The sequence below is a fragment of the Streptomyces sp. NPDC002125 genome (assembly GCF_053593715.1).
Genome location: NZ_JBSFDD010000013.1, coordinates 189,279 through 209,946, shown reverse-complemented (window position 1 = coordinate 209,946; position 20,668 = coordinate 189,279). Strand labels below are relative to the sequence as shown.

At 72.6% G+C, this 20,668-nt stretch carries 19 protein-coding genes and 2 pseudogenes; 17 read left to right on the top strand and 4 right to left on the bottom strand.

Annotation, left to right across the window (positions count from 1 at the left end; translation table 11 throughout):
• Positions 1-11: 11 nt before the first annotated feature.
• The gene (locus ACWCQM_RS23040) at positions 12-1,190 is read right to left on the bottom strand and encodes a pyridoxal phosphate-dependent aminotransferase (protein WP_450917024.1); all 1,179 of its coding nucleotides are present in this window, start codon (positions 1,188-1,190) and stop codon (positions 12-14) included.
• 126 nt (positions 1,191-1,316) lie between these two features.
• Here ACWCQM_RS23040 and ACWCQM_RS23035 point away from each other — a divergent pair, with 126 nt between their 5' ends.
• The 17 genes and pseudogenes from ACWCQM_RS23035 to ACWCQM_RS22955 all read left to right on the top strand — a co-directional run bounded on the left by ACWCQM_RS23035 (position 1,317) and on the right by ACWCQM_RS22955 (position 17,631).
• On the top strand, positions 1,317-1,577 hold the full coding sequence (locus tag ACWCQM_RS23035; protein ID WP_450917023.1) for a hypothetical protein: 261 nt from the start codon (positions 1,317-1,319) through the stop codon (positions 1,575-1,577).
• A gap of 307 nt (positions 1,578-1,884) precedes the next feature.
• Positions 1,885-2,406, top strand: a complete 522-nt coding sequence (locus ACWCQM_RS23030; RefSeq protein WP_450917022.1) for a DUF2617 family protein — start codon at positions 1,885-1,887, stop codon at positions 2,404-2,406.
• Positions 2,407-2,525: 119 nt separating this feature from the next.
• A complete protein-coding gene (locus tag ACWCQM_RS23025; RefSeq protein ID WP_450917021.1) occupies positions 2,526-4,124 on the top strand; it encodes a polyamine aminopropyltransferase in 1,599 nt (532 codons plus the stop codon).
• A 75-nt stretch (positions 4,125-4,199) separates the two neighbouring features.
• Positions 4,200-4,613, top strand: a pseudogene (locus tag ACWCQM_RS23020) (SRPBCC domain-containing protein); the annotation flags it as partial.
• A gap of 251 nt (positions 4,614-4,864) precedes the next feature.
• A pseudogene (locus ACWCQM_RS23015) lies at positions 4,865-5,329 on the top strand (hypothetical protein); the annotation flags it as partial.
• 9 nt (positions 5,330-5,338) lie between these two features.
• Positions 5,339-6,133: an aldose epimerase family protein gene (locus tag ACWCQM_RS23010; RefSeq protein ID WP_450917020.1), complete on the top strand. Its 795-nt coding sequence runs from the start codon at positions 5,339-5,341 to the stop codon at positions 6,131-6,133.
• Between the two features lie 30 nt (positions 6,134-6,163).
• Positions 6,164-6,703, top strand: a complete 540-nt coding sequence (gene pyrE / locus ACWCQM_RS23005; RefSeq protein WP_450917019.1) for an orotate phosphoribosyltransferase — start codon at positions 6,164-6,166, stop codon at positions 6,701-6,703.
• A gap of 167 nt (positions 6,704-6,870) precedes the next feature.
• A complete protein-coding gene (gene fbaA / locus ACWCQM_RS23000; RefSeq protein ID WP_073750371.1) occupies positions 6,871-7,902 on the top strand; it encodes a class II fructose-bisphosphate aldolase in 1,032 nt (343 codons plus the stop codon).
• A gap of 84 nt (positions 7,903-7,986) precedes the next feature.
• Positions 7,987-9,141, top strand: coding sequence for a MalY/PatB family protein (locus ACWCQM_RS22995; RefSeq protein WP_450917018.1), 1,155 nt, complete (start codon positions 7,987-7,989; stop codon positions 9,139-9,141).
• A gap of 131 nt (positions 9,142-9,272) precedes the next feature.
• A complete protein-coding gene (locus ACWCQM_RS22990; RefSeq protein WP_450917017.1) occupies positions 9,273-10,763 on the top strand; it encodes an MFS transporter in 1,491 nt (496 codons plus the stop codon).
• Between the two features lie 3 nt (positions 10,764-10,766).
• Positions 10,767-11,180 carry a DUF3151 domain-containing protein gene (locus ACWCQM_RS22985; protein ID WP_450917016.1) on the top strand — a complete coding sequence of 138 codons (414 nt, stop codon included), beginning with the start codon at positions 10,767-10,769 and terminating at the stop codon, positions 11,178-11,180.
• Positions 11,181-11,336: 156 nt separating this feature from the next.
• Positions 11,337-12,182: a tryptophan 2,3-dioxygenase family protein gene (locus tag ACWCQM_RS22980; protein WP_450917015.1), complete on the top strand. Its 846-nt coding sequence runs from the start codon at positions 11,337-11,339 to the stop codon at positions 12,180-12,182.
• Complete coding sequence (gene kynU, locus ACWCQM_RS22975) at positions 12,175-13,371, top strand: kynureninase (protein ID WP_450917014.1); 1,197 nt, start codon at positions 12,175-12,177, stop codon at positions 13,369-13,371. Before ACWCQM_RS22980 ends, kynU begins: the two co-directional genes overlap by 8 nt.
• A gap of 116 nt (positions 13,372-13,487) precedes the next feature.
• On the top strand, positions 13,488-14,363 hold the full coding sequence (locus ACWCQM_RS22970; RefSeq protein WP_267074905.1) for an alpha/beta hydrolase: 876 nt from the start codon (positions 13,488-13,490) through the stop codon (positions 14,361-14,363).
• A gap of 74 nt (positions 14,364-14,437) precedes the next feature.
• Complete coding sequence (locus tag ACWCQM_RS22965; RefSeq protein WP_450917013.1) at positions 14,438-15,751, top strand: histidine kinase; 1,314 nt, start codon at positions 14,438-14,440, stop codon at positions 15,749-15,751.
• Positions 15,748-16,416: a response regulator gene (locus tag ACWCQM_RS22960; protein WP_450917012.1), complete on the top strand. Its 669-nt coding sequence runs from the start codon at positions 15,748-15,750 to the stop codon at positions 16,414-16,416. The genes ACWCQM_RS22965 and ACWCQM_RS22960 overlap by 4 nt, the downstream gene beginning before the upstream one ends.
• Positions 16,417-16,425: 9 nt before the next feature.
• A complete protein-coding gene (locus tag ACWCQM_RS22955) occupies positions 16,426-17,631 on the top strand; it encodes a cytochrome P450 (protein WP_450917011.1) in 1,206 nt (401 codons plus the stop codon).
• On the opposite strand, the gene ACWCQM_RS22950 is transcribed toward ACWCQM_RS22955, so the two are convergent.
• From ACWCQM_RS22950 to ACWCQM_RS22940, 3 genes are read right to left on the bottom strand one after another with little or no spacing between them, the layout of a single operon-like run.
• Complete coding sequence (locus ACWCQM_RS22950; protein WP_450917010.1) at positions 17,614-18,000, bottom strand: hypothetical protein; 387 nt, start codon at positions 17,998-18,000, stop codon at positions 17,614-17,616. The two genes, ACWCQM_RS22955 and ACWCQM_RS22950, sit on opposite strands and share 18 nt — an antisense overlap.
• Positions 18,001-18,035: 35 nt before the next feature.
• Positions 18,036-19,694 carry an ABC transporter permease gene (locus ACWCQM_RS22945; protein ID WP_450917009.1) on the bottom strand — a complete coding sequence of 553 codons (1,659 nt, stop codon included), beginning with the start codon at positions 19,692-19,694 and terminating at the stop codon, positions 18,036-18,038.
• Positions 19,691-20,662, bottom strand: a complete 972-nt coding sequence (locus tag ACWCQM_RS22940) for an ABC transporter ATP-binding protein (protein ID WP_450917008.1) — start codon at positions 20,660-20,662, stop codon at positions 19,691-19,693. Before ACWCQM_RS22940 ends, ACWCQM_RS22945 begins: the two co-directional genes overlap by 4 nt.
• Positions 20,663-20,668 lie beyond the last annotated feature (6 nt).

Genomic DNA, 20,668 nt, shown 5'->3' with positions numbered 1-20,668 from the left:
CGTGCCGCGGGTCAGGACGCCTGGAGGCTCTTCAGCCGGGTGACCGCGTCGGCGAGCACGTCGGTGCGCTTGCAGAACGCGAAGCGCACGAAGTGCGCGCCCTGCTCGCGGTGGTCGTAGAAGACGGCGTTCGGGACGGCCACGACCCCGCACCGCTCGGGCAGCGCCCGGCAGAAGGCGAAGCCGTCGCCGGACCCCAGCGGGCGGATGTCGGTGGTGACGAAATAGGTCCCCGCAGGCTTGTAGACGTCGAAGCCCGCCTCGGCGAGGCCCGTGCTCAGCAGGTCGCGCTTGGCGCGCAGATCCGCGCGCAGCTCGTCGAAGTAGCTGTCGGGCAGCCGCAGGGCCTCCGCGACGGCGTACTGGAAGGGGCCCCCGGAGACGTACGTCAGGAACTGCTTCGCGGAGCGCACCGCCGCGACCAGCTCGGGGCTCGCGGTGATCCAGCCGATCTTCCAGCCCGTCACCGAGAAGGTCTTCCCCGCGCTGCTGATCGTGACCGTGCGCCCGCGCATGCCGGGGAAGGACGCGAGGGGGATGTGCTCGCCCTCGAAGACGAGGTGCTCGTAGACCTCGTCGGTGATGACGAGGAGGTCCCGCTCGCACGCCAGCTCGGCGATGGCGGAGAGCTCGTCGCGGGTCAGGACGGTGCCGGTCGGGTTGTGCGGGGTGTTGAGCAGGATGAGCCGGGTGCGGGGGGTGACGGCGGCGCGCAGCTCGTCGAGATCGAGCCGGTAGGCGCCGTCGTGGGGGCGGAGTGTCACGGGGACCCTGGTTCCGCCCGCCATGGCGATGCAGGCGGCGTACGAGTCGTAGTAGGGCTCCAGGGCGATGACCTCGTCGCCGGGCTCCAGGAGCGCCAGCAGGGAGGCGGCGATGGCCTCGGTCGCGCCCGTGGTGACGAGGACCTCGGCGTCGGGGTCGTACTCCAGCCCGTAGCGCCGCAGCTGGTGCTCACTGATCGCGGTGCGCAGCTCGGGGACCCCGGGGCCGGGCGGGTACTGGTTGCCGTGGCCGGCGCGCACGGCGCGGACCGCGGCCTCACGGATCGCCTCGGGCCCGTCGGTGTCGGGGAAACCCTGGCCGAGGTTGATCGATCCGGTCCGCACGGCCAGCGCCGACATCTCCGCGAAGATGGTCGTCCCGAACTCCGCGAGGCGGCGGTTGAGCAGCGGTCGTTCCTGTGTCATGACGCCATCCTGGGCCGAAGCTCTGGAGTTGCTCAAGTCTGCTTTCGCCGTGGAGGGGCGCGGGAATCCAAGGGGCACGTGAGAAGCGGGGACCTCGCTTCGGGGGAAGAGAAGGATGTGGGGTCGATGGAGTTGTTCGTCTTCATCGTGTTCCTGGTGATCGTGGTGGCGGGGATCGCCGCGCTCGCCTCGGGGTCGGGAAGCAGGAAGAAGCCGCTCGCGGGACGCTCCGGGCGCCGTGGCCGGCAGAGCGGGGACAGCGGCGGTGGTGGTGCCGCCGACACGGGAAGCTGGTGGGGCGGCGGCGACTCGGACGGGGGCGGCGGGCACTCCGGCGGGCACTCCTGCGGTGGCGGGGGTGGCTGCGGGGGCGGCGGGGGCGACTGACCCGGCGCCGTCGGCCGCGTGCAGCGGACGGAAGGGTGCGAGATGTCCGGCGGGAGGTGAACTCCCGCCGGACATCTTTTGGTTGGAGGCACCTGGAACACGTGAACCGTGCTGCCCCCTGACGGATGGAAACCACGGCAAGTTGGGTAAAAGCGCTGTGAGTGCCGCGTACTTCGTGATTGCATCGATGTAGAGAACATTCAGCCCTCGGAGCCCAGTTGGGCCGGATCGGGCTTCCCTGCCCCCTGTGTGCGCCGCACGGGGGCCTCCTGTCCATGTGTCCCTGTGTGTCCTGCGGAGCCGATCCATGCTCACGACCCTCCAGACCTCCTATTCCGATACCCGCGCCGCCGATCTGGCCTGGGCGCTCGGGTGCGAACCCCTGCCCGCGCTCGCCGTGCTCGACCTCGAACTGGACGGCGCCAAGGTGCAGATGCGGCTCCTCGGCGCCTCCCACCAGGTGCTGATGGAGGAGGAACGGCGGTCGTGCTCCGAGACCGTCGCCTGCCTCCCGGGCAGCAGCACCCCTCTGCCCCTCGGAGTCGCCGAACGTGTGGGCGACTGGGAGTACGAGTTCGCGGCGCGCGTCGAGACGCTCTCCGAGGGGTCCTTCGCCGGACGCGCACAGGAGTTGCTCGCACTGGTGACCGACCACCCCCATGGGCTCGCGGGGACGTTTCCCGGCAGCCCCTACGCCTTCACCGCGATGCTGGCGCAGCGGACGGAGGGCCAGGTGCGCTGGCGCACCTGGCACGCGTACCCGCAGGAGGGCCAGCTCGTCGTGACCCGGACGCGGGTGGGGACGCGCGTCCGGGCGGGGGTTTCCTGAGCGGAGCGGGCGGGCCGGTCCGGGGTGGCGCGAAAGGGGCGGGGCGCATGCCTGGTGCGCCTCACTTGCACCCGTGTGGGTGACAAGGGGCAACGGATTCGTCACGTAGCGTTCGCCTCATGATCGACCAGCAGATGCCGCTGCGAGGGGGCGCGGCGCGACTTCCCGTGCGGCCGAGGACCGGAAGGTTCCTGGTGCTGGCCGTGGTGTTCATCTGCGCCGCGTGCGGTCTGGTGTACGAGCTGGAACTGGTGGCGCTGGCCTCGTATCTGATCGGCGACTCGGTCACCCAGGCCTCCGTGGTGCTCTCCGTGATGGTGTTCGCGATGGGCATCGGCTCGCTCCTCGCGAAACGTTTACGCAGCCGCGCGGCCGTCGGCTTCGGACTGCTCGAAGCGGCGCTCGCGCTGATCGGGGGCACCTCGGCGCTCGTCCTCTACGCCTCCTTCGCCTGGCTGGGCGAGTCCCGCCATGCCCTGGTGGGCTTCTCGCTGGCGATCGGCATCCTGATCGGTGCCGAGATCCCGCTGCTGATGACGCTGATCCAGCGGGTCGACCGGCAGGACGCGGGCGGGGCCGTCGCGGACCTCTTCGCCGCCGACTACGTGGGCGCGCTGGTGGGCGGGCTCGCCTTCCCCTTCCTGCTGCTGCCGATGATGGGCCAGCTCACCGGGGCGCTGTTCACCGGCGCGGTCAACGCGGCGGCGGGCGGGGCGCTGGTGCTGTGGGTGTTCCGGCGGGACCTCGGCACCCGGGAGCGCTGGCTGCTGATCGTCGTCAACGCCGCCGTCATCGCCCTGCTGGCCACGGCCACGGTCCTGGTCGACGACTTCGAGCGGGCGGCGCGGCGCGCGGTGTACGGGCCGCAGGTGCGGGTCGCCGTGCAGACGGGGGTGCAGGAGGTCGTCCTCACCGGGCCGGGGCGCGGCGCCCTCGACCTCTATCTGGACGGGCGGCTGCGGGTCAGCTCCCGCGACGAGTACCGCTTCCACGAGGCGCTCGTGCACCCTGCGATGAAGGGGACCCACCGGCGGGTGCTGATCCTGGGCGGCGGCGACGGACTGGCCGCCAGGGAGGTGCTGCGCTATCCGGACGTCGAGTCCGTGGTGGTGGTCGAGCTCGATCCGGGCGTCACCCGGTTGGCCCGTACGGACCCGGCGCTCTCCCGGCTGAACGGGCACGCGTTCGACGACCCGCGGCTGACGACGGCCTCGGCGGACGCCTTCAACTGGCTGCGGGCCACGCCCGACCGGTACGACGTGGTGGTCGCGGACCTCCCCGACCCCGGGATCACGGCCAGCACGAAGCTCTACGCCGCCGAGTTCTACGGGCTGGTCGCCGAGGCGCTGGAACCGGGCGGACGGCTGGTGGTGCACGCGGGGCCGGTGAGCGGCAGACCGGCGGTGTTCTGGACGGTGGACGCCTCGGTGCGGGCAGGCGGCCTCACGACCGTGCCGTACCGCGTCGACGGGCGCCTCACCGGCTTCGCGGCGGGTCCTGACCGGGCCACGGGCGGTTCCGGGGCGCCACGGGACTGGGGATTCGTGCTGGCCTCGCGGCGCGCGACCGGCGCGCTCGGTCTCGACCCCGGGGCGCCCGCGCTGCGGACCCTGGGCGTCCGGGAGCTGCGGGCCGCGCGGGAGGCCGCGGAGCGGACGCGGCAGCGGGGGGTGGAGCCGTCGACCCTGGTGCATCCGCGCTACCGGGAGGACCGGTGAGCGGGTGCGGTACGCACGGTGTGCGGGGTGTGGAAGCGCTGACGGGACGGCCGCGGCTGAGTAGGCTCGGGCGGTATGGAGCATGAGGTGTTCGTTCCGGTTCCGGCCGCGTCCCTTCGGCGGACGCTGGGTGATCCCGCCCGTGTCGCGCGCTGTGTGCCCGGCTTCCAGCAGGATGCCGACGCGTCGGCGGGCCCGCTGGCCGGCCGGCTGAAATTCCGGGCCGACGGCCACACGATCACGTATCGCGGGGCCCTGACGCTGCGGCCCTCCGACGGAGGTGGCCCCGATTCCTTCTCGGTGACCGGGGAGGGCGTGGAGGCGAGGGGCACGGGCTCGGCGAAGCTGACCCTGACCGTCGTGCTCACGGAGACGGACGGCGGTACGACGATCGCCTTCAGCGGGACGGCGGGCGGCGAAGGCCGCATCGCGGACCTGGAGGCGAAGACGGCGCTCGGCGCCGCGCAGCGGCTGCTGGACCGCTTCACGCAGCAGCTGGTGACGGAGACTCTGGCGGAACGGGACGGGGCGTTGGCGCAGGAGGCTTCCGGATCACCGTCCGCCTCCGGTGCCGCTGGGGCGGCGGCTGCTTCCGGTTCCGGCCCGGGAGAGCCGTCCGTGGAGCCGTCCGTGGAGCCGCCCTCGGCCGAGCAGCCGTCCGGTGAGCCGTTGTCCGGTGAGCCCTCGTCCAACGAGTCCGCCTCCACCGAGCCGTCCTCCGGCGAGTCCGCCTCCACCGAGCCGTCCTCCGGCGAGTCCGCCTCCACCGAGCCGTCCTCCGGCGAGTCCGCCTCCAACGAGTCGTCCTCCAACGAGTCGTCCTCGACCGAGTCGTCCTCCGGCGGGACGTCTCACGAGGCGTCCGGGGGGCCGGCCTCCCCGGACCCGGACCAGGAGCCGTTGTTCGACACACCCGTACCGCCGTCCTCGCTCGACCCTTCCGCGGAGCTGGAGTTCACCGTGCCCGACGAGCCGCCCGCCGAGGCCGCGCATGCCCGCCGCACCATGATCGGCCGCAGCACGGAGGAGGTCGACCACGCCCCGCCGCGCGGCCGGTACGCCCCCGTCCCGTCGCCCGAGGCCGGTGCCGGGGGCCTCACCCTGCGCTGGGCCGCCCCGGCCGCCGCCCTCGCGATCGCCTCGGCCGTGGTGGTCGGCAGGGCTCTGCGGCGCCGGAGGCCCTGAGGGGCACCCCGCGCCAGTAGTGTCATGGCGTGAGCGATGTTGGGAAGAACGTCCGGCTGACCGCCGGCGATGCCGAGTTGACCGTTGACCCCGTCCATGGCTGCCGGATCAGCAGCCTGCGGATCGGAGGCACCGAACTGCTGCGCCAGGGCGAGCGGTACGGCAGCTTCCCGATGGTGCCGTGGTGCGGACGCACCGAGAACGGCCTGTTCCGCAACGGCGGCGAGCCGCACCAGCTGCCGCTGAACTCCCCGCCGCACGCCATCCACGGCACCGGCCGCGACACCGCCTGGAAGGTCGCCCGGCAGGACAAGGCGGAGGCGGCCTTCTACTACGACCTGGCCGACCCGTGGCCGTACGAGGGCCGGGTGACGCAGTCCTTCGAGCTGACCGAGGACTCCCTCACGCTGAGCCTCGGCGTCGAGACGTACGGGGACTCCTTCCCGGCGCAGGCCGGCTGGCACCCCTGGTTCCGGCGGAACCTCGGCGGCCAGGACGTGGGGATCGCCTTCGACGCCGCCTGGCAGGAGGAGCGGGGCGACAACCACCTGCCGACCGGCCGGCGGATCGATCCCCTGCCCGGCCCCTGGGACGACTGCTTCGGGATGCCCGACGGCGTCGACGTGAAGCTCACCTGGCCCGAGCAGCTGGAGCTGACGGTCAAGAGCCGGGACGCCTGGGTGGTGATCTACGACGAGCAGGCCGAGGCGGTCTGCGTGGAGCCGCAGTCCGGGCCGCCGAACGGGCTGAACACGGACCCCCGGCTCGTCACCCCGATCGACCCCCTGGAGATCGTGACGACCTGGAACTGGGTGCGGCTCTGAGCCTCGGCGGCAGCGCTTACCCTCGTTGACATGACTGACGTACGCGCTGAGCTGCTCCAGCAGATCAAGGACAAGGCCGTGGTGCACGGCAAGGTGACCCTCTCCTCGGGTCTGGAAGCCGACTGGTACATCGACCTGCGCCGGATCACGCTGGACGGCAAGGCCGCGCCGCTGGTCGGCCAGGTCATGCTCGACGCCACCGCCGAGCTGGACTACGACTGCGTCGGCGGTCTGACGCTGGGCGCCGACCCGGTGGCCACGTCGATGCTGCACGCCTCGGCGGCCCGCGGCACGAGCCTGGACGCCTTCGTCGTCCGCAAGGCGCAGAAGGCCCACGGGATGCAGCGCCGCATCGAGGGCACGGACGTCAAGGGCCGCCGCTGCCTGGTCGTCGAGGACACCTCGACGACCGGCGGTTCGCCGCTGACGGCGGTCGAGGCGGTGCGCGAGGCCGGCGGCGAGGTCGTGGCCGTGGCCGTGATCGTCGAGCGCGGCGCGGCTCCGGCCATCGCCGAGGCCGGTCTGCCGTACGTTCACGTCTACTCCGTGGCCGACCTCGGCCTGGCCTGACCTGCGACTTCATCGGGGCGCTTCCTGTTTCACGTGAAACAGGGAGCGCTCTTGCGATGGGCAGCGTGGAGCCGGTACGAGAGTCTGGGAAGATAAGGGCGACGATGACGTCGCCCCCAGGTCAGGGACCAAGCACTGCACACCCGCACATCCCAAGGAGCGGACAGATGCCCATCGCAACCCCCGAGGTCTACGCCGAGATGCTCGACCGGGCGAAGGCAGGCAAGTTCGCCTACCCGGCCATCAATGTGACGTCGACCCAGACCCTGCACGCTGCACTGCGCGGCTTCGCGGAGGCGGAGAGCGACGGCATCGTCCAGATCTCCACCGGTGGTGCCGAATTCCTGGGCGGCCAGCACAACAAGGACATGGTGACGGGCGCCGTAGCCCTGGCCGAGTTCGCGCACATCGTCGCCGCCAAGTACGACATCACGGTCGCGCTGCACACCGACCACTGCCCCAAGGACAAGCTGGACGCCTACGTGCGCCCGCTGCTCGACGTGTCCGCGGAGCGTGTCGCCAAGGGCCTGAACCCGCTGTTCCAGTCGCACATGTGGGACGGCTCGGCCGAGACCCTCGCCGACAACCTGTCCATCGGTCAGGAGCTGCTGGCCAAGGCCGCCGCCGCCAAGATCATCCTTGAGGTCGAGATCACCCCGACCGGTGGCGAGGAGGACGGCGTCACGCACGAGATCAACGACGAGCTGTACACGACCGTCGACGACGCGCTGCGTACGGCCGAGGCGCTCGGCCTGGGCGAGAAGGGCCGCTACCTGCTGGCAGCGTCCTTCGGCAACGTCCACGGCGTCTACAAGCCGGGCAACGTCGTCCTGCGTCCCGAGCTCCTCAAGGACCTCCAGCAGGGCGTCTCCGAGAAGTACGGCAAGCCGGCCGGCAGCCAGCCCTTCGACTTCGTCTTCCACGGCGGCTCGGGCTCCACCGCCGAGGAGATCGCCACCGCGCTGGAGAACGGTGTCGTGAAGATGAACCTCGACACCGACACCCAGTACGCCTTCACCCGCCCGGTCGCGGACCACATGTTCCGCAACTACGACGGTGTCCTGAAGGTCGACGGCGAGGTCGGCAACAAGAAGACCTACGACCCGCGCACGTGGGGCAAGGCCGCCGAGGCGGGCATGGCCGTGCGTGTCACCGAGGCGTGCGCCAACCTGCGCTCCTCGGGTACCAAGCTGAAGTAAGTACGTCACGGACGTAACGGGCGGGCCCGGTCACCCTGCGGGGGGCCGGGCCCGCTCCATGTCCGAGAACCCGAGGAATCCGCATTGAGTACGTCTGCGCGCTACGACTTCGACACCGTCATCGACCGCCGGGGGACCTGGTGTGTCCAGTGGGACGGGGTCGCCGAGCGCTTCGGGGTGGACGGGCTGCTGCCGTTCACCATCTCCGACATGGACTTCGAGACCGCGCCCGAGGTGCTGAGCGCCCTGCGCGCCCGCCTGAGCCACGGGGTTCTCGGCTACACCACGTGGCAGCACGAGGATTTCCTCTCGGCGATCGGTCACTGGTACGCGACGCGCTACGGCACCGGGATCGACACCGGGCGGGTGGTCTACGGGCCCTCCGTGCTCAGCCAGCTCTCCCAGCTGCTTCAGATGTGGACGGCCGAGGGCGAGGGCGTGGTCACCCACACCCCTGTGTACGACGGTTTCCGCAAGGCGGTCACCGGGCTCGGGCGGGAGTTGCGGGGCGTACCGCTGGGGGACACGGCCTCCCTGGAGCGGGAGCTGGCGCGGGACGACGCCAAGGTGCTGGTGCTCTGCTCGCCGCACAATCCGACGGGGCGGGTGTGGACGGAGGCCGAGCTGCGGGAGACGGCCTCGCTCGCACGGCGGTACGGGGTGGCGGTGGTCTGCGACGAGATCCACGCGGACTTCGTGCACGAGGGGTACACGCACGTCCCGTACGTCCGGGTGGCCGGTGACGGGCGGTGGGCCGTCATCACGTCCGCGTCGAAGTCCTTCAACTTTCCGGCTCTGACCGGGTCCTACGGGATCATCGGGGACCCGGCGGACCGGGCGGAGTATCTGCGCCGCATGGAGACGGCGGAGGGGCTCGCCTCGCCGGCGGTGCTGGCGCTGACCGCGCACATCGCGGCGTACCGGTCGGGCGGGGAGTGGCTGGACGCGCTGCGCGCGTACATCGCGGAGAACCTGGCGCTGGTGGCGGAGCGGCTCAACGGGGCGTTCCCCGAGCTGGCGTGGGAGCCGCCGCAGGCCGGGTATCTGGCGTGGATCGATCTGCGTCCCCTGGGTGTGGATGACGAGGCGTTGCAGCGGGTGCTGATCGAGCGGGAGAAGGTCGCGATCATGCCGGGCGAGGTGTACGGGGCGCCGGGGTTCGTGCGGCTGAACGTCGGGTGCCCGCGGAGCAAGGTGCTGGCGGGGGTCTCCGCGCTGGTCCGGGCGCTGGAGGGGTAGAGCGGGGGCGCGGGCGGGCGCCGGAGGGGCAGGACGGGGCCTGCGGGGCGGGGTGCCGCTCCGCCGCGCGCCGGGCAGGCATCCGCGCCGCGTGAATGGCCCCTCGGGGCGGCAGCGGTGATGCTGCTCGTATGAGTGATGTGGACGGGGACGGGATCAGGGTCGCCTCGCCCGTCGGGCGGTGGGTCGTCCTGACCACCGTGCTCGGGTCGAGCATGGCCCTGCTCGACTCCACCGTCATCAACGTGGCCCTTCCGCGCATCGGCCAGGACCTGGGCACCGATCTCGCCGCCCTGCAGTGGACCGTGAACGCCTACATGCTCACCCTGGCGGGGCTGATCCTGCTCGGGGGTGCGCTCGGCGACCGGTACGGGCGGCGGCGGGTGTTCGTGCTGGGGGTCGTCTGGTTCGCCGTGGCCTCGCTACTGTGCGGGATCGCGCCGAACGCCGAGGTGCTGATCGCCGCGCGGGCCCTCCAGGGGGTCGGGGGCGCGCTGCTCACGCCCGGCTCGCTGGCGATCATCCAGGCGAGCTTCCACCCCGACGACCGGGCCCGTGCCGTGGGGCTCTGGTCCGGGCTCGGCGGAGTCGGGGCCGCCGTCGGGCCGTTCCTCGGGGGCTGGCTGGTGGACGGGCCGGGCTGGCGCTGGGTGTTCCTGCTGAATCTGCCGCTCGCCGCCGTCTGCGTGCCCGTGGCCCTGCGTCACGTACCGGAGTCGCGGGACCCCGGCGCCCATGGCCGCTTCGACGTGCTGGGGGCCGCGCTCGCCGCGCTCGCGCTCGCCCTGGTCACCTATGCGCTGATCGAGGTGCCGGAGCAGGGCGCGTCCGTCCTGGTCGTCGGGGCGGCGCTCCTCGGCGTGGTGCTCGGGGTGGCGTTCGTCCAGGTGGAGCGGCGCAGGGCCGAGCCCATGGTGCCGCCCTCGATCTTCGCGTCCCGGCAGTTCACCTCCGTCAACATCGTCACGTTCTGCGTGTACGCCGCCCTCGGCGGGTTCTTCTTCCTGTCCGCGATCCAGCTCCAGGTGGTCGCCGGCTACTCCGCGCTCGGGGCGGGCACCGCGCTCCTGCCCACGACGGTGCTGATGCTGCTGTTCTCCGCGTCCGCCGGCGATCTCGGCCGCCGGATCGGGCCCCGCATCCCGCTGACGGTCGGCCCGCTGCTGGCGGCGGCCGGAATGCTCCTGATGCTGCGGGTCGGCCCGGACGCCTCGTACCTGGCCGACGTCCTGCCCGCCGTGCTGGTGCTGGGCCTCGGCATGGTCACCCTGGTGGCGCCCCTCACCGCGACCGTCCTGGCCGCCGTGGACACCGGCCGGGCCGGGCTGGCCAGCGGGATCAACAACGCCGCCGCACGGGCCGCGGGGCTGCTCGCGGTGGCCGCGCTGCCGCTGCTGGCCGGGATGGGCCCGGAGGCGTACCGGGACGCGGGGGAGTTCGCCTCGACGTTCCGGCGGGCGATGCCGATGTGCGCCGGGCTGCTGGTGGCCGGTTCGGTGATCGCCTGGTGGAGCGTGCGCGGGCCCGAGGCGGCCAGGGAGGAGCCACAGCCCGCGTGCACCATGCACTGCGGTGTCTCGGCCCCGCCCTTGGAGCCGGAGCCCGGACCCAGGCACACTTGAACCATGTCCATCCACGAGAACCTGCTCGGGGGCCCCGCCCCGACCCATCTGCCCGACGACCCGGAGCCGCGTGAGCTGCTCGCCGCAGGCACGGCGCCCGCCGATGTCGCGGCGAAGTACCCCACCTCCTCGCTGGCCTGGGCGCAGCTCGCCGACGAGGCGTACGAGGGCGGCCGGGTCATCGAGTCGTACGCGTACGCGCGCACCGGCTACCACCGGGGCCTGGACGCCCTGCGCCGCGCGGGCTGGAAGGGCCATGGCCCCGTCCCGTTCGAGCACGAGCCGAACCGCGGCTTCCTGCGCGCCCTGCACGCCCTCGCGCGCGCCGCGCAGGCCATCGGTGAGCAGGACGAGTACGAGCGCTGCTCGGCCTTCCTGCGCGACTCCTCGCAGACCGCCGCCGACACCCTGGGCTGAGACGGCCCCCGGCTTCCGGGCCCCGCGGGCAGCAGCCCCGCGGGGCCCGACGCGTTCCCGGGAAGGCCGTTAGGATGCCGATCAGGGGACCGGAGCTCCACCACCTCAGAGGAAGGGGCGGACCGCTACCCGGAAGCTCGTGTCGAGGAGACAGAAATGTCCATCCACCCCGACCCCGAAGCCACCGGTGCGGACACTCCGCATCTGGACTTCGCGGGAACCACTCCGTACGAGGACTACGTCCAGGCGGACGTCCTGACCCATCTCCAGCACCTGCGCTCCGACGATCCCGGAGAGATGGTCTTCCTGGTCACCACCCAGGTCATGGAGCTGTGGTTCACGGTCATCGTCCACGAGTGGGAGACGGCGGCGCACGCCCTGCGCGAGGACCGCATCCCGGTCGCCCGCGACGCGCTGAAGCGCTCGCTGCGGGAGCTGGAGGCGCTGAACGCCTCCTGGAAGCCGCTGGCCGGCCTCACCCCCGCCCAGTTCAACTCCTACCGGGGCTCGCTCGGCGAGGGGTCCGGCTTCCAGTCCGCGATGTACCGGCGGATGGAGTTCCTGCTGGGTGACAAGTCCGCTTCCATGCTCGTGCCGCACCGGGGCGCGCCCCGGGTCCACGCCGAGCTGGAGAAGGCGCTGCACGAGCCCGGCCTGTACGACGAGACGCTGGCGCTGCTCGCCCGGCGCGGGTACGCCGTGCCGCAGTCGGTGCTGGAACGCGACCTGTCGCAGAAGTATGAGCCCTCTCCCGCGGTCGAGGCCGTCTGGGCGGAGATCTACGCCGACCAGGACCAGAACGCCGAGCTCGTACGGCTCGGCGAGGTGCTGACCGACGTCGGCGAGCTGGTGTGGCGCTGGCGCAACGACCACCTGACCGCCACGCGGCGGGCGATGGGTTCGAAGACGGGCACCGGCGGATCGGCCGGGGTCGCCTGGCTGGAGAAGCGGGCCACCAAGAGCGTGTTCCCCGAGCTGTGGACGGCGCGCAGCCATGTCTGACTTCCGTGAGCGCGCTGAGGCGCTCGACTCCGCCGACCGACTGGCCGCCCTGCGCGAGCTGTTCCTCCTCGACGACACCGTCTACCTCGACGGCAACTCGCTGGGCGCGCTGCCCGCCCATGTCCCCGCGCGCATGCAGGAGGTCATCACCCGCGAATGGGGCTCGCTGCGCATCCGCTCCTGGGACGAGAGCGGCTGGTGGACGGCGCCCGAGCGGATCGGCGACCGGATCGCCCCGCTGGTCGGTGCGGCGGAGGGGCAGATCGTGGTGGGCGACTCCACCAGCGTGAACGTCTTCAAGGCCGTCGTCGCCGCGACCCGCCTCGCGGGTGAGGGCCGGGACGAGATCCTCGTCGACGCGACGACGTTCCCCACCGACGGCTACATCGCCGGATCGGCGGCCCGGATGACGGGCCACCGTGTCGTGCCGGTCGCCCCGGCCGACGTACCGGCCGCGCTCGGTCCGCGCACGGCGGCCGTCCTCCTGAACCACGTCGACTACCGCACGGGCAGGCTGCACGATCTGCCCGGTCTCACGGCCGCCGTCCACGCGGCGGGCGCGGTCTCCGTCTGGGACCTGTGCCACAGCGCGGGCGCCCTGCCGGTCGGCCTCGACGCCCACGGCGTGGACCTGGCCGTCGGCTGCACGTACAAGTACCTCAACGGCGGCCCCGGTTCGCCCGCGTACCTCTACGTCGCCGAGCGCCACCAGGCGGCCTTCGACTCGCCCCTGCCCGGGTGGACCTCGCACGCGGACCCGTTCGGGATGACTCCCGGCTATGTCCCGGCGGACGGTTCCGTACGGGGCCGGGTCGGCACCCCCGACATCCTGTCCATGCTGGCGCTGGAGGCGTCGCTGGACGTCTGGGACGGCGTACCGGTCGAAGCCGTGCGGGCCAAGTCCCTCGCCCTGACGGACTTCTTCCTGGAGTGCGTCGCCGCCTACGTCCCCGGGGGCAGGGTCACCCCGGTCACCCCGGTCCCGCACGCGGAGCGCGGCAGCCAGGTCTCGCTGCGCTGCGCGGTGCCCGAGGAGACCGAGCCGGTGATGCGCGCGCTCGTCGAGCGCGGAGTGGTCGGCGACCTGCGGCGCCCGGACATCCTGAGGTTCGGTTTCACCCCGCTGTACGTGGGCTTCGCGGACGCGGAGCGTGCGGCGCGGATCCTGGCGGAGGTGCTGGGGGTCTGAGCCGCCCGCCGCCGTACGCGTCCGCTCTCCGGGCCCGTGCGGCGGCGGTCCGCCGTACTGGTACCGTCCCCGCAGGTCAGTCCAGTTGGGCACAGGCGTAGGACGGTTGGAGCAGCATGTCGGATTCTGCCGCGCGTGATCGGGACGCCGCCGAGACCGAGTCGGCGTTCGCGCATCCGGTGGTCGCCCCCGACGGGTCCGCGGCCTACGGGAGCCACCCCGACCAGGTGATCGACTTCTTCGCGCCCCGGGACGGCCGTGAGGGTGCCCCGCTCGTGGTGCTGCTGCACGGCGGGGCCTGGCGCGCCCCGTACGACCGGCAGCACGTGTCGCCGTTCGCGGACTTCCTGGCGCGGCGCGGCTTCGCCGTGGCCAGTGTCGAGTACCGGCGCGGCGGCGAGATCCCGCGGCAGGGCGGGGAGGGACCGGTCGCCGGGCGGTGGCCCGAGACCTTCGACGACGTGGCCGCGGCGATGGACGCCCTGCCGGCGCTGGCCGCCAGGGAGCTCCCCGGCGCCGATCCGCGCAAGACCGTGGTCACCGGGCACTCGGCCGGCGGGCAGCTCGCCCTGTGGGCCGCGGCCCGGCATGTACTCCCGGAGGGCTCGCCGTGGCGGCTGCCCGCGGCACCGCCGCTGCGCGGGGTCGTCGCGCTGGCGCCGATCGGGGACTTCGCGAGCGCGGTGGAGCTCGACGTCTGCTCCGGTGCGCTGCACCAGCTTCTGGGCGGCGCCGACGACTTCGAGGCGCGGAGCGCGCACGTCGATCCTGCCCTGCTGCTGCCGACCGGGATCGCGACGGCCGTCGTCCAGGGGGTGGAGGACACCACCGTGCCGCAGGCCGTCACCGAGGCGTTCGTGGACGCCGCGGCCAAGGCCGGGGAGATGGTGGGGCTGACGCTGCTGGACGGTGTCGGGCACTTCCCGCTGATCGACCCGTCGGCGGACGCCTGCGCGGTGGTGGCCGAGGAGATCGCCCAGCTGGCCTGGTAGTACTTGCGACGGACGGCCGGGAATCCGCTTCACTGCTGACGACCGGGGCCCCGGTCGGCACCTACCGTGTCAACGTGACCGAGACCAAGACCAGAAGCCCGGAATTCCGGCTGGCCGCAGGGGCGATAGGCGGCCTGCGGCAGGACCTCCTCCACGACGTGTTCGCCTACCGCCCGCTCGGCCCGCTCGGCACGGACGGACCGGTGATCCGCCGGCTGCCGAGGGCCGTGAGGGCCCGGGCCGTCTGGTTCCCGCACGCGGTGGTCGGCGCGGTCGCGCTGATCGCGCTGCTGGACGGTGTCTTCACGGCGAACGACTACTCGCCGTTCGGCATCGCCACCCTCATCACCGCGTTCCTGCCGGTCGCCACGCTGCTGATGACACTGATCCGCCCCGTCCTCGCGTTCTGGGTCTCGCTCGTGTCGACCCCGGTGGTGGCCGTGGTGGGCAGTGGCGACTGGCCCTGGCAGGTGAGCGCCTTCATCTGCCACCTGGGGGTGCTGGTCGTCGTCGCGGCGAGGACCCGGCCGCGTACCGCCGCCTGGATGTGGCTGGGCACCCTCGTCGTCGGGAGCCTCCTCGGCAACATCGGCCCCGGCTTCTCCAACACCGCGCCCATGGCCGTCACCTCGGCGTTCGCCCTGCTCGTCGTCGCCATGGTGCAGGTGCGCCGGGAGGCAGAGCGGGAGGTGACCGTGCAGCGCACCGTCACCGCCGTCGAACGGGACCGGCGCACGCTCCTGGAGGAGCGCACCACCATCGCCCGGGAGCTGCACGACGTCGTCGCGCACCACATGTCCGTCGTCGCCATCCAGGCCGAGGCCGCCCCGTACCGGGTGGAGAATCCGCCGCCCGAGTTGGAGCAGGCGTTCGCCACGATCCGGGAGAATGCCGTGGCCGCCCTCACCGAGCTGCGCCGTGTGCTCGGCGTCGTACGGGCGGAGGACTACGAGGCGCCGGACGCCCCGCAGCCCACCCTCGCCGAGCTCGACCGGCTGCTGGACAACGTCCGGGAGACCGGACTGGAGACGGAGAAGACGGTCACCGGTGCGGTGCGGGAGCTTCCGCAGGGCGTCGAGCTGTCGGCGTACCGGATCGTCCAGGAGGCGCTGAGCAACACGCTCAGGCACGCGCCGGGAGCCTCGGCGCGGGTGGAGATCGGCTATGTGCTCGGCGGGCTGGGCGTACGTGTCGTCAACGGCCCGGCGCGGGGGCTGGTCAAGCCGTCGCCGGGGGCCGGCCACGGGATCACGGGGATGCGGGAGCGGATCGCGATGCTGAACGGGGAGATGACCGCGGGCGGGACCGAGGACGGCGGATACGAGGTCGCCGTGTTCATTCCCGTACCGGCCGACCGTGAGCGCGCCGAGGACGGTGGGGGCGCATGAGCGAGCCGCCCATCCGGGTACTGATCGTCGACGACCAGATGATGGTCCGCGAGGGCTTCTCCGTCCTGCTCAACGCGATGCCCGGCATCGAGGTCGTCGGCGAGGCCGTCGACGGGCGCCAGGCCGTGTCACAGGTCGCCGCGCTGCGGCCCGACGTGGTGCTGATGGACATCCGGATGCCGGAGCTCAACGGCATCGAGGCCACCCGCGAGATCGTCGCCGCCGACGCCGACGCCAAGGTGCTGGTCCTGACCACGTTCGATCTCGACGAGTACGTGTACCAGGCGCTGCGGGCCGGTGCCTCCGGCTTCCTGCTGAAGGACGCCTCCGCCCGGCAGCTCGCCGACGGCGTGCGGGTGGTGGCCTCCGGCGAGGCGCTGCTCGCCCCGACCGTCACGAAACGGCTGATCACCGAGTTCTCGAAGATCGCCGAGGCGCCCCGGCCGCCCGCCATGGCACGGATCGGCGACCTCACGGAGCGGGAGACGGAGGTGCTGGTGCTGATCGCCCAGGGGCTCTCGAACCTGGAGATCGCCTCGCACCTCGTGGTCGCCGAGTCGACGATCAAGACGCACGTCAGCCGCGTCCTGGTGAAGCTGGGGCTGCGGGACCGCACTCAGGCGGCCGTGTTCGCCTACGAGGCACGGCTGGTCACGCCCGGGTAGCGTCGGCACATGCACGTGTCCTTCGACCCCTGGTCCCCGGCGTTCGTGGCCGACCCGTACCCCGCCTACGCCGCGCTGCGCGCCACCGGCCGGGCGCACTGGTTCGAGCCGACGCGGCAGTGGCTCGTCCCGCACTACTCCGACGTGTCCGGGCTGCTGCGGGACCGGCGGCTGGGGCGGACGTATCTGCACCGCTTCAGCCACGACGAGTTCGGGGTGGCGGCCCCGCCCGAGGCCCACGAGCCGTTCCACACGCTCAACGGGAACGGCATCCTCGATCTGGAGGCCCCCGACCACACCCGTATCCGGCGGCTCGTGGCCAAGGCGTTCACACCCCGCAGGGTCGAGGCGCTCGCCCCGACCGTGGAGCGGCTGGCCGCCGGCCTCGTCGACGACTTCGTCGGCGCGGGCGGAGGTGACCTGCTGAGCGCGGTCGCCGAGCCGCTGCCGGTGGCCGTCATCGGCGAGATGCTCGGTGTGCCGGAAGCCGACCGGGGGCTGCTGCGGCCCTGGTCGGCGGCGATCTGCGGGATGTTCGAGCTGAACCCGCCGGAGGAGACCGCGCGGGCCGCCGTACAGGCGTCGGTCGAGTTCTCCGCGTATCTGCGGGAACTGATCACCGCGCGCCGCGCGGACCCGGGCACCGACCTGATCTCCGGGCTCATCGCCGCCCATGACGACGAGGACCGGCTGACCGAGCAGGAGATCATCTCCACCTGTGTACTGCTGCTCAACGCGGGCCACGAGGCGACGGTCAACGCCACCGTCAACGGCTGGTGGATGCTCTTCAGGCACCCCGAGCAGCTGGCCTCGCTGCGCGCCGACCACGGGATGCTGCCGACGGCCGTCGAGGAACTCCTGCGCTACGACACCCCGGTGCCCATGTTCGCGCGATGGGTCCTGGACGACATCGAGATCGACGGCACCGTCATCCCGCGCGGCGCGCAGGTCGCCCTGCTCTTCGCGTCGGCCAACCGGGACCCGGAGCGCTTCGCCGACGCGGAGACGCTGGACCTGACCCGGCAGGACAACCCGCACATCTCGTTCGGCGCGGGTATCCACTACTGCCTGGGCGCGCCGCTCGCCCGTCTCGAACTCGGTGCCTCGTTCGGCGAACTGCTGCGCAGGGCACCCGGGATGAGGCTGGTGGCGGAGCCGGAGTGGAATCCGGGATATGTGATCCGGGGGCTGCGGGAGCTACTGGTCGAGATCTGAGACGAGGACGCCCGACAGCCGTACGCGGTCCGGGTCGTACGGGTTGGCCCAGGAGTGCAGGGCCCACGCGGACCCGGCCAGTACGGCCGTCGTGCACACGGCGGCGACGAGGGCACGGGCCCGCAGGGCGCCGTGCCCGCGCAGCAGACGCAGGGTCAGCAGCCAGGTGAGCGGGGGGATCAGGGCTCCGGCGAGCAGGACGAGGGGCAACTCCGTCCAGAGGACGGAGAGGTCCCGGCCGTTCCCCTCCAGGCCGGTGCCCATGTGCAGACCGGTGCGGGTCGACGCGCCCCAGACGTACAGGGCGGTGGCCGCCCCGAGCGCCGCCGCCGCACATCCGCCGTACCCTGCCGCGTCACGTTGCTCCATGACCATCAGGACGTACGAACCCCCTGGCCAGTTCCCTACTTCGTCAGGAGGTCCCGGCGCCGGAAGCCCTCCAGGCCGAGCCACAGCAGGGCGGCGGCGACCAGGGTGAGGACCACCAGGGGCGTCCACTCCATGGGCGCCGCGGGCAGCTGCGGGACATGGCCGAAGGGGGACAGGCCGTTCATCCAGTCCGGGAACCGCAGCAGCTGGCCCAGATAGCCGGTCACGAACGCGTACACCGGGACCGCCCAGGCCGCCTGCGCCGCCCGGGGCAGCCAGCCGAACAGGACCGCGGTGGCCCCGGTGGTGACCCAGAGCGCCGGCGCGTAGGCGAGCGCCGCGCCCGTCAGGGAGAGCGCGAGCCCTGGGTCGCCGGCCGAGGCCGCCCCCGCGAGCCCGATGCCGAGTCCGGCCGCCAGCAGCATCGCCGTACCGCCGGCGAGTGCGACCGCGAGATGGCTGCCCGCCCAGCGGGCGCGGGACAGGCCGGTGGCCAGGACGGGTTCGGCGCGGCCCGCGTTCTCCTCGGCGCGGGGCCGCAGAGCTGCCATCACGACGTACACGGAGGCGACGACGGCCAGGATCACCATGATCATCGAGGCGAACGACTCGGCCATGGTCGCGCCGCCGATCCTGCGGAGCGCCTCCTGGACCTGGTCGATGTCCTTCAGCATGTCGTCGGCCTCGCCGAGGACCGACCCGTACATCGCTCCCATCAGGAACAGTCCGGCACCGAATCCGGCCAGCATGGAGCGGTGCAGCCGCAGCGCGAACCCCAGCGGCCCGAGCAGCGCGCCGGAGGCCTCGGGGCGGCCCGGCCGGGTGGCGCGGAGCCCCGCGCCCACGTCACGCCGGGTCGACAGGACGAAGCCCGTACCGGCGCAGAGGGCGGCGAACACCAGGCAGAGCAGCAGCGGCCACGCGTTGCCGTCCACGTACGGGTAGGTGCGCTGGACCCAGCCGATCGGGGAGAGCCAGGAGAGCGCGGCGTCGCCGCCCGCGTCACCGGCGGCCCGCAGGGCGTAGGCGAGGCCGATCACGGCCAGCGCCATGCCGGACGCGCCCCGGGTGTGGGCGGTGATCTGCGTGGTGATGGCGGCGACGGAGGCGAAGACGATGCCGACGGCCGCGTGGGCGAGGCCGTAGAGCAGCGGGCCCGTGGCGCCTCCGGGTCCCAGGCCCATGGCCCCGAGGGTGACGGCGAGCAGCGCGGCCAGGGTGAGGTTGGCGATCACCGCGGTCCAGAGCGCGGCGGCCAGGTGCGCGTGACGGCCCACGACGGTGGAGCGGACCAGCTCGGCGCGGTTGGTCTCCTCCTCGTCGCGCGTGTGGCGGGTGATGACCAGGACGCTCATGAGGCCCGTCAGGACGGCCGTGAACCCGAGCATCTGATGGCCCAGCATCGCGCCGAAGGTGTAGTCGTCCAGATAGTGCCGGGGCCCGGACATGGCGAGTCCGGCAGGTCCGCCCATGGTCTTCATGACGGAGGCGCGGGCCTCCGCATCGGCGTACAGCGTCGTGAACTTGTCCGCGGTGGAGAGCGTGCCCAGGGACAGGGCGAGGATCCACACGGGGAGCCGGACACGGTCCCTGCGCAGGTCGAACCGGAGCAGGGTGCGGGTTCCCGTCAGCGCCCCGGGGCCCGCGAGGGGCCGGGCCGCCGTCGGTGTCCTGGTGGCGGTGGCGGCGCTCATCGCGCGCTCCGGTGCGCCTCGGCGGTGTCCTGGCCCGCGGGGGCGCCCCGGCCGTCACGGCCGTTGGCGGCGAGCTCGTCGCCGTAGTGGCGCAGCATCAGCTCCTCCAGGGTCGGCGGGTGGCTGATCAGGCTGCGTACGCCGAAGGAGGCGAGCCTGCTCACGGCGCCGTCGAGATGGCCGCCGTCCACGGTGAACCGCACCCGGCCCCCGGCCCCTTCGTCCACCCTCTCCACGGAGTGCACGCCGGGCAGCCGGTCGAGCCCTTCGGCGGGCCGGTCGGTCTCCGCCTCGATCGTCGTACGCGTCAGATGCCGCATCTCGCTCAGCGACCCGGACTGCACGGTCCTGCCGAGACGGATGATGCTGACCCGGTCGGCGAGCTTCTCGACCTGGGCCAGGACGTGGCTGGAGAGCAGCACGGTCCTGCCCGCGGCCTTGGCCTGGAGGATCACGTCCTGGAAGACCACCTCCATGAGGGGGTCGAGTCCGGCGGTCGGCTCGTCCAGGAGCAGCAGCTCCGCGTCCGAGGCCAGGGCCGCGACGATGGCCACCTTCTGGCGGTTGCCCTTGGAGTAGGCCCGGCCCTTCTTCGTCGGATCGAGGCCGAAACGCTCGATCAGCTCGTCGCGCCGCCGCTTGTCGGCCCCGCCGCGCAGCCGCGCGAGCAGATCGATGGCCTCGCCGCCCGTGAGCCCCGGCCAGAGCTCCACGTCGCCGGGCACATAGGCCAGGCGGCGGTGCAGCTCGACCGCGTCGTGCCAGGGGTCCTTGCCGAGGAGCCGCGCCGCTCCCGAATCGGCGCGCAGCAGCCCCAGCAGAACGCGGATGGTGGTCGACTTCCCGGCGCCGTTGGGGCCCAGGAAGCCGTGGACCTCACCGGTCTCGACGGTGAGGTCGAGGCCGTCCAGCGCGTGTGTCCGCCCGAACGACTTGTGCAGTCCGGCCACGGTGATTGCCTTCGTCATGATTTT

What these genes read in the sequence shown, in the direction of transcription:
- ACWCQM_RS23040 (WP_450917024.1), bottom strand. Translation starts at nt 1,190, where the DNA reads ATGACACAGGAACGACCGCTGCTCAACCGCCGCCTCGCGGAGTTCGGG.
- ACWCQM_RS23035 (WP_450917023.1), top strand. Translation starts at nt 1,317, where the DNA reads ATGGAGTTGTTCGTCTTCATCGTGTTCCTGGTGATCGTGGTGGCGGGG.
- ACWCQM_RS23030 (WP_450917022.1), top strand. Translation starts at nt 1,885, where the DNA reads ATGCTCACGACCCTCCAGACCTCCTATTCCGATACCCGCGCCGCCGAT.
- ACWCQM_RS23025 (WP_450917021.1), top strand. Translation starts at nt 2,526, where the DNA reads ATGATCGACCAGCAGATGCCGCTGCGAGGGGGCGCGGCGCGACTTCCC.
- pyrE (WP_450917019.1), top strand. Translation starts at nt 6,164, where the DNA reads ATGACTGACGTACGCGCTGAGCTGCTCCAGCAGATCAAGGACAAGGCC.
- fbaA (WP_073750371.1), top strand. Translation starts at nt 6,871, where the DNA reads ATGCCCATCGCAACCCCCGAGGTCTACGCCGAGATGCTCGACCGGGCG.
- ACWCQM_RS22990 (WP_450917017.1), top strand. Translation starts at nt 9,273, where the DNA reads ATGAGTGATGTGGACGGGGACGGGATCAGGGTCGCCTCGCCCGTCGGG.
- ACWCQM_RS22985 (WP_450917016.1), top strand. Translation starts at nt 10,767, where the DNA reads ATGTCCATCCACGAGAACCTGCTCGGGGGCCCCGCCCCGACCCATCTG.
- ACWCQM_RS22980 (WP_450917015.1), top strand. Translation starts at nt 11,337, where the DNA reads ATGTCCATCCACCCCGACCCCGAAGCCACCGGTGCGGACACTCCGCAT.
- kynU (WP_450917014.1), top strand. Translation starts at nt 12,175, where the DNA reads ATGTCTGACTTCCGTGAGCGCGCTGAGGCGCTCGACTCCGCCGACCGA.
- ACWCQM_RS22970 (WP_267074905.1), top strand. Translation starts at nt 13,488, where the DNA reads ATGTCGGATTCTGCCGCGCGTGATCGGGACGCCGCCGAGACCGAGTCG.
- ACWCQM_RS22960 (WP_450917012.1), top strand. Translation starts at nt 15,748, where the DNA reads ATGAGCGAGCCGCCCATCCGGGTACTGATCGTCGACGACCAGATGATG.
- ACWCQM_RS22955 (WP_450917011.1), top strand. Translation starts at nt 16,426, where the DNA reads ATGCACGTGTCCTTCGACCCCTGGTCCCCGGCGTTCGTGGCCGACCCG.
- ACWCQM_RS22950 (WP_450917010.1), bottom strand. Translation starts at nt 18,000, where the DNA reads ATGGAGCAACGTGACGCGGCAGGGTACGGCGGATGTGCGGCGGCGGCG.
- ACWCQM_RS22945 (WP_450917009.1), bottom strand. Translation starts at nt 19,694, where the DNA reads ATGAGCGCCGCCACCGCCACCAGGACACCGACGGCGGCCCGGCCCCTC.
- ACWCQM_RS22940 (WP_450917008.1), bottom strand. Translation starts at nt 20,662, where the DNA reads ATGACGAAGGCAATCACCGTGGCCGGACTGCACAAGTCGTTCGGGCGG.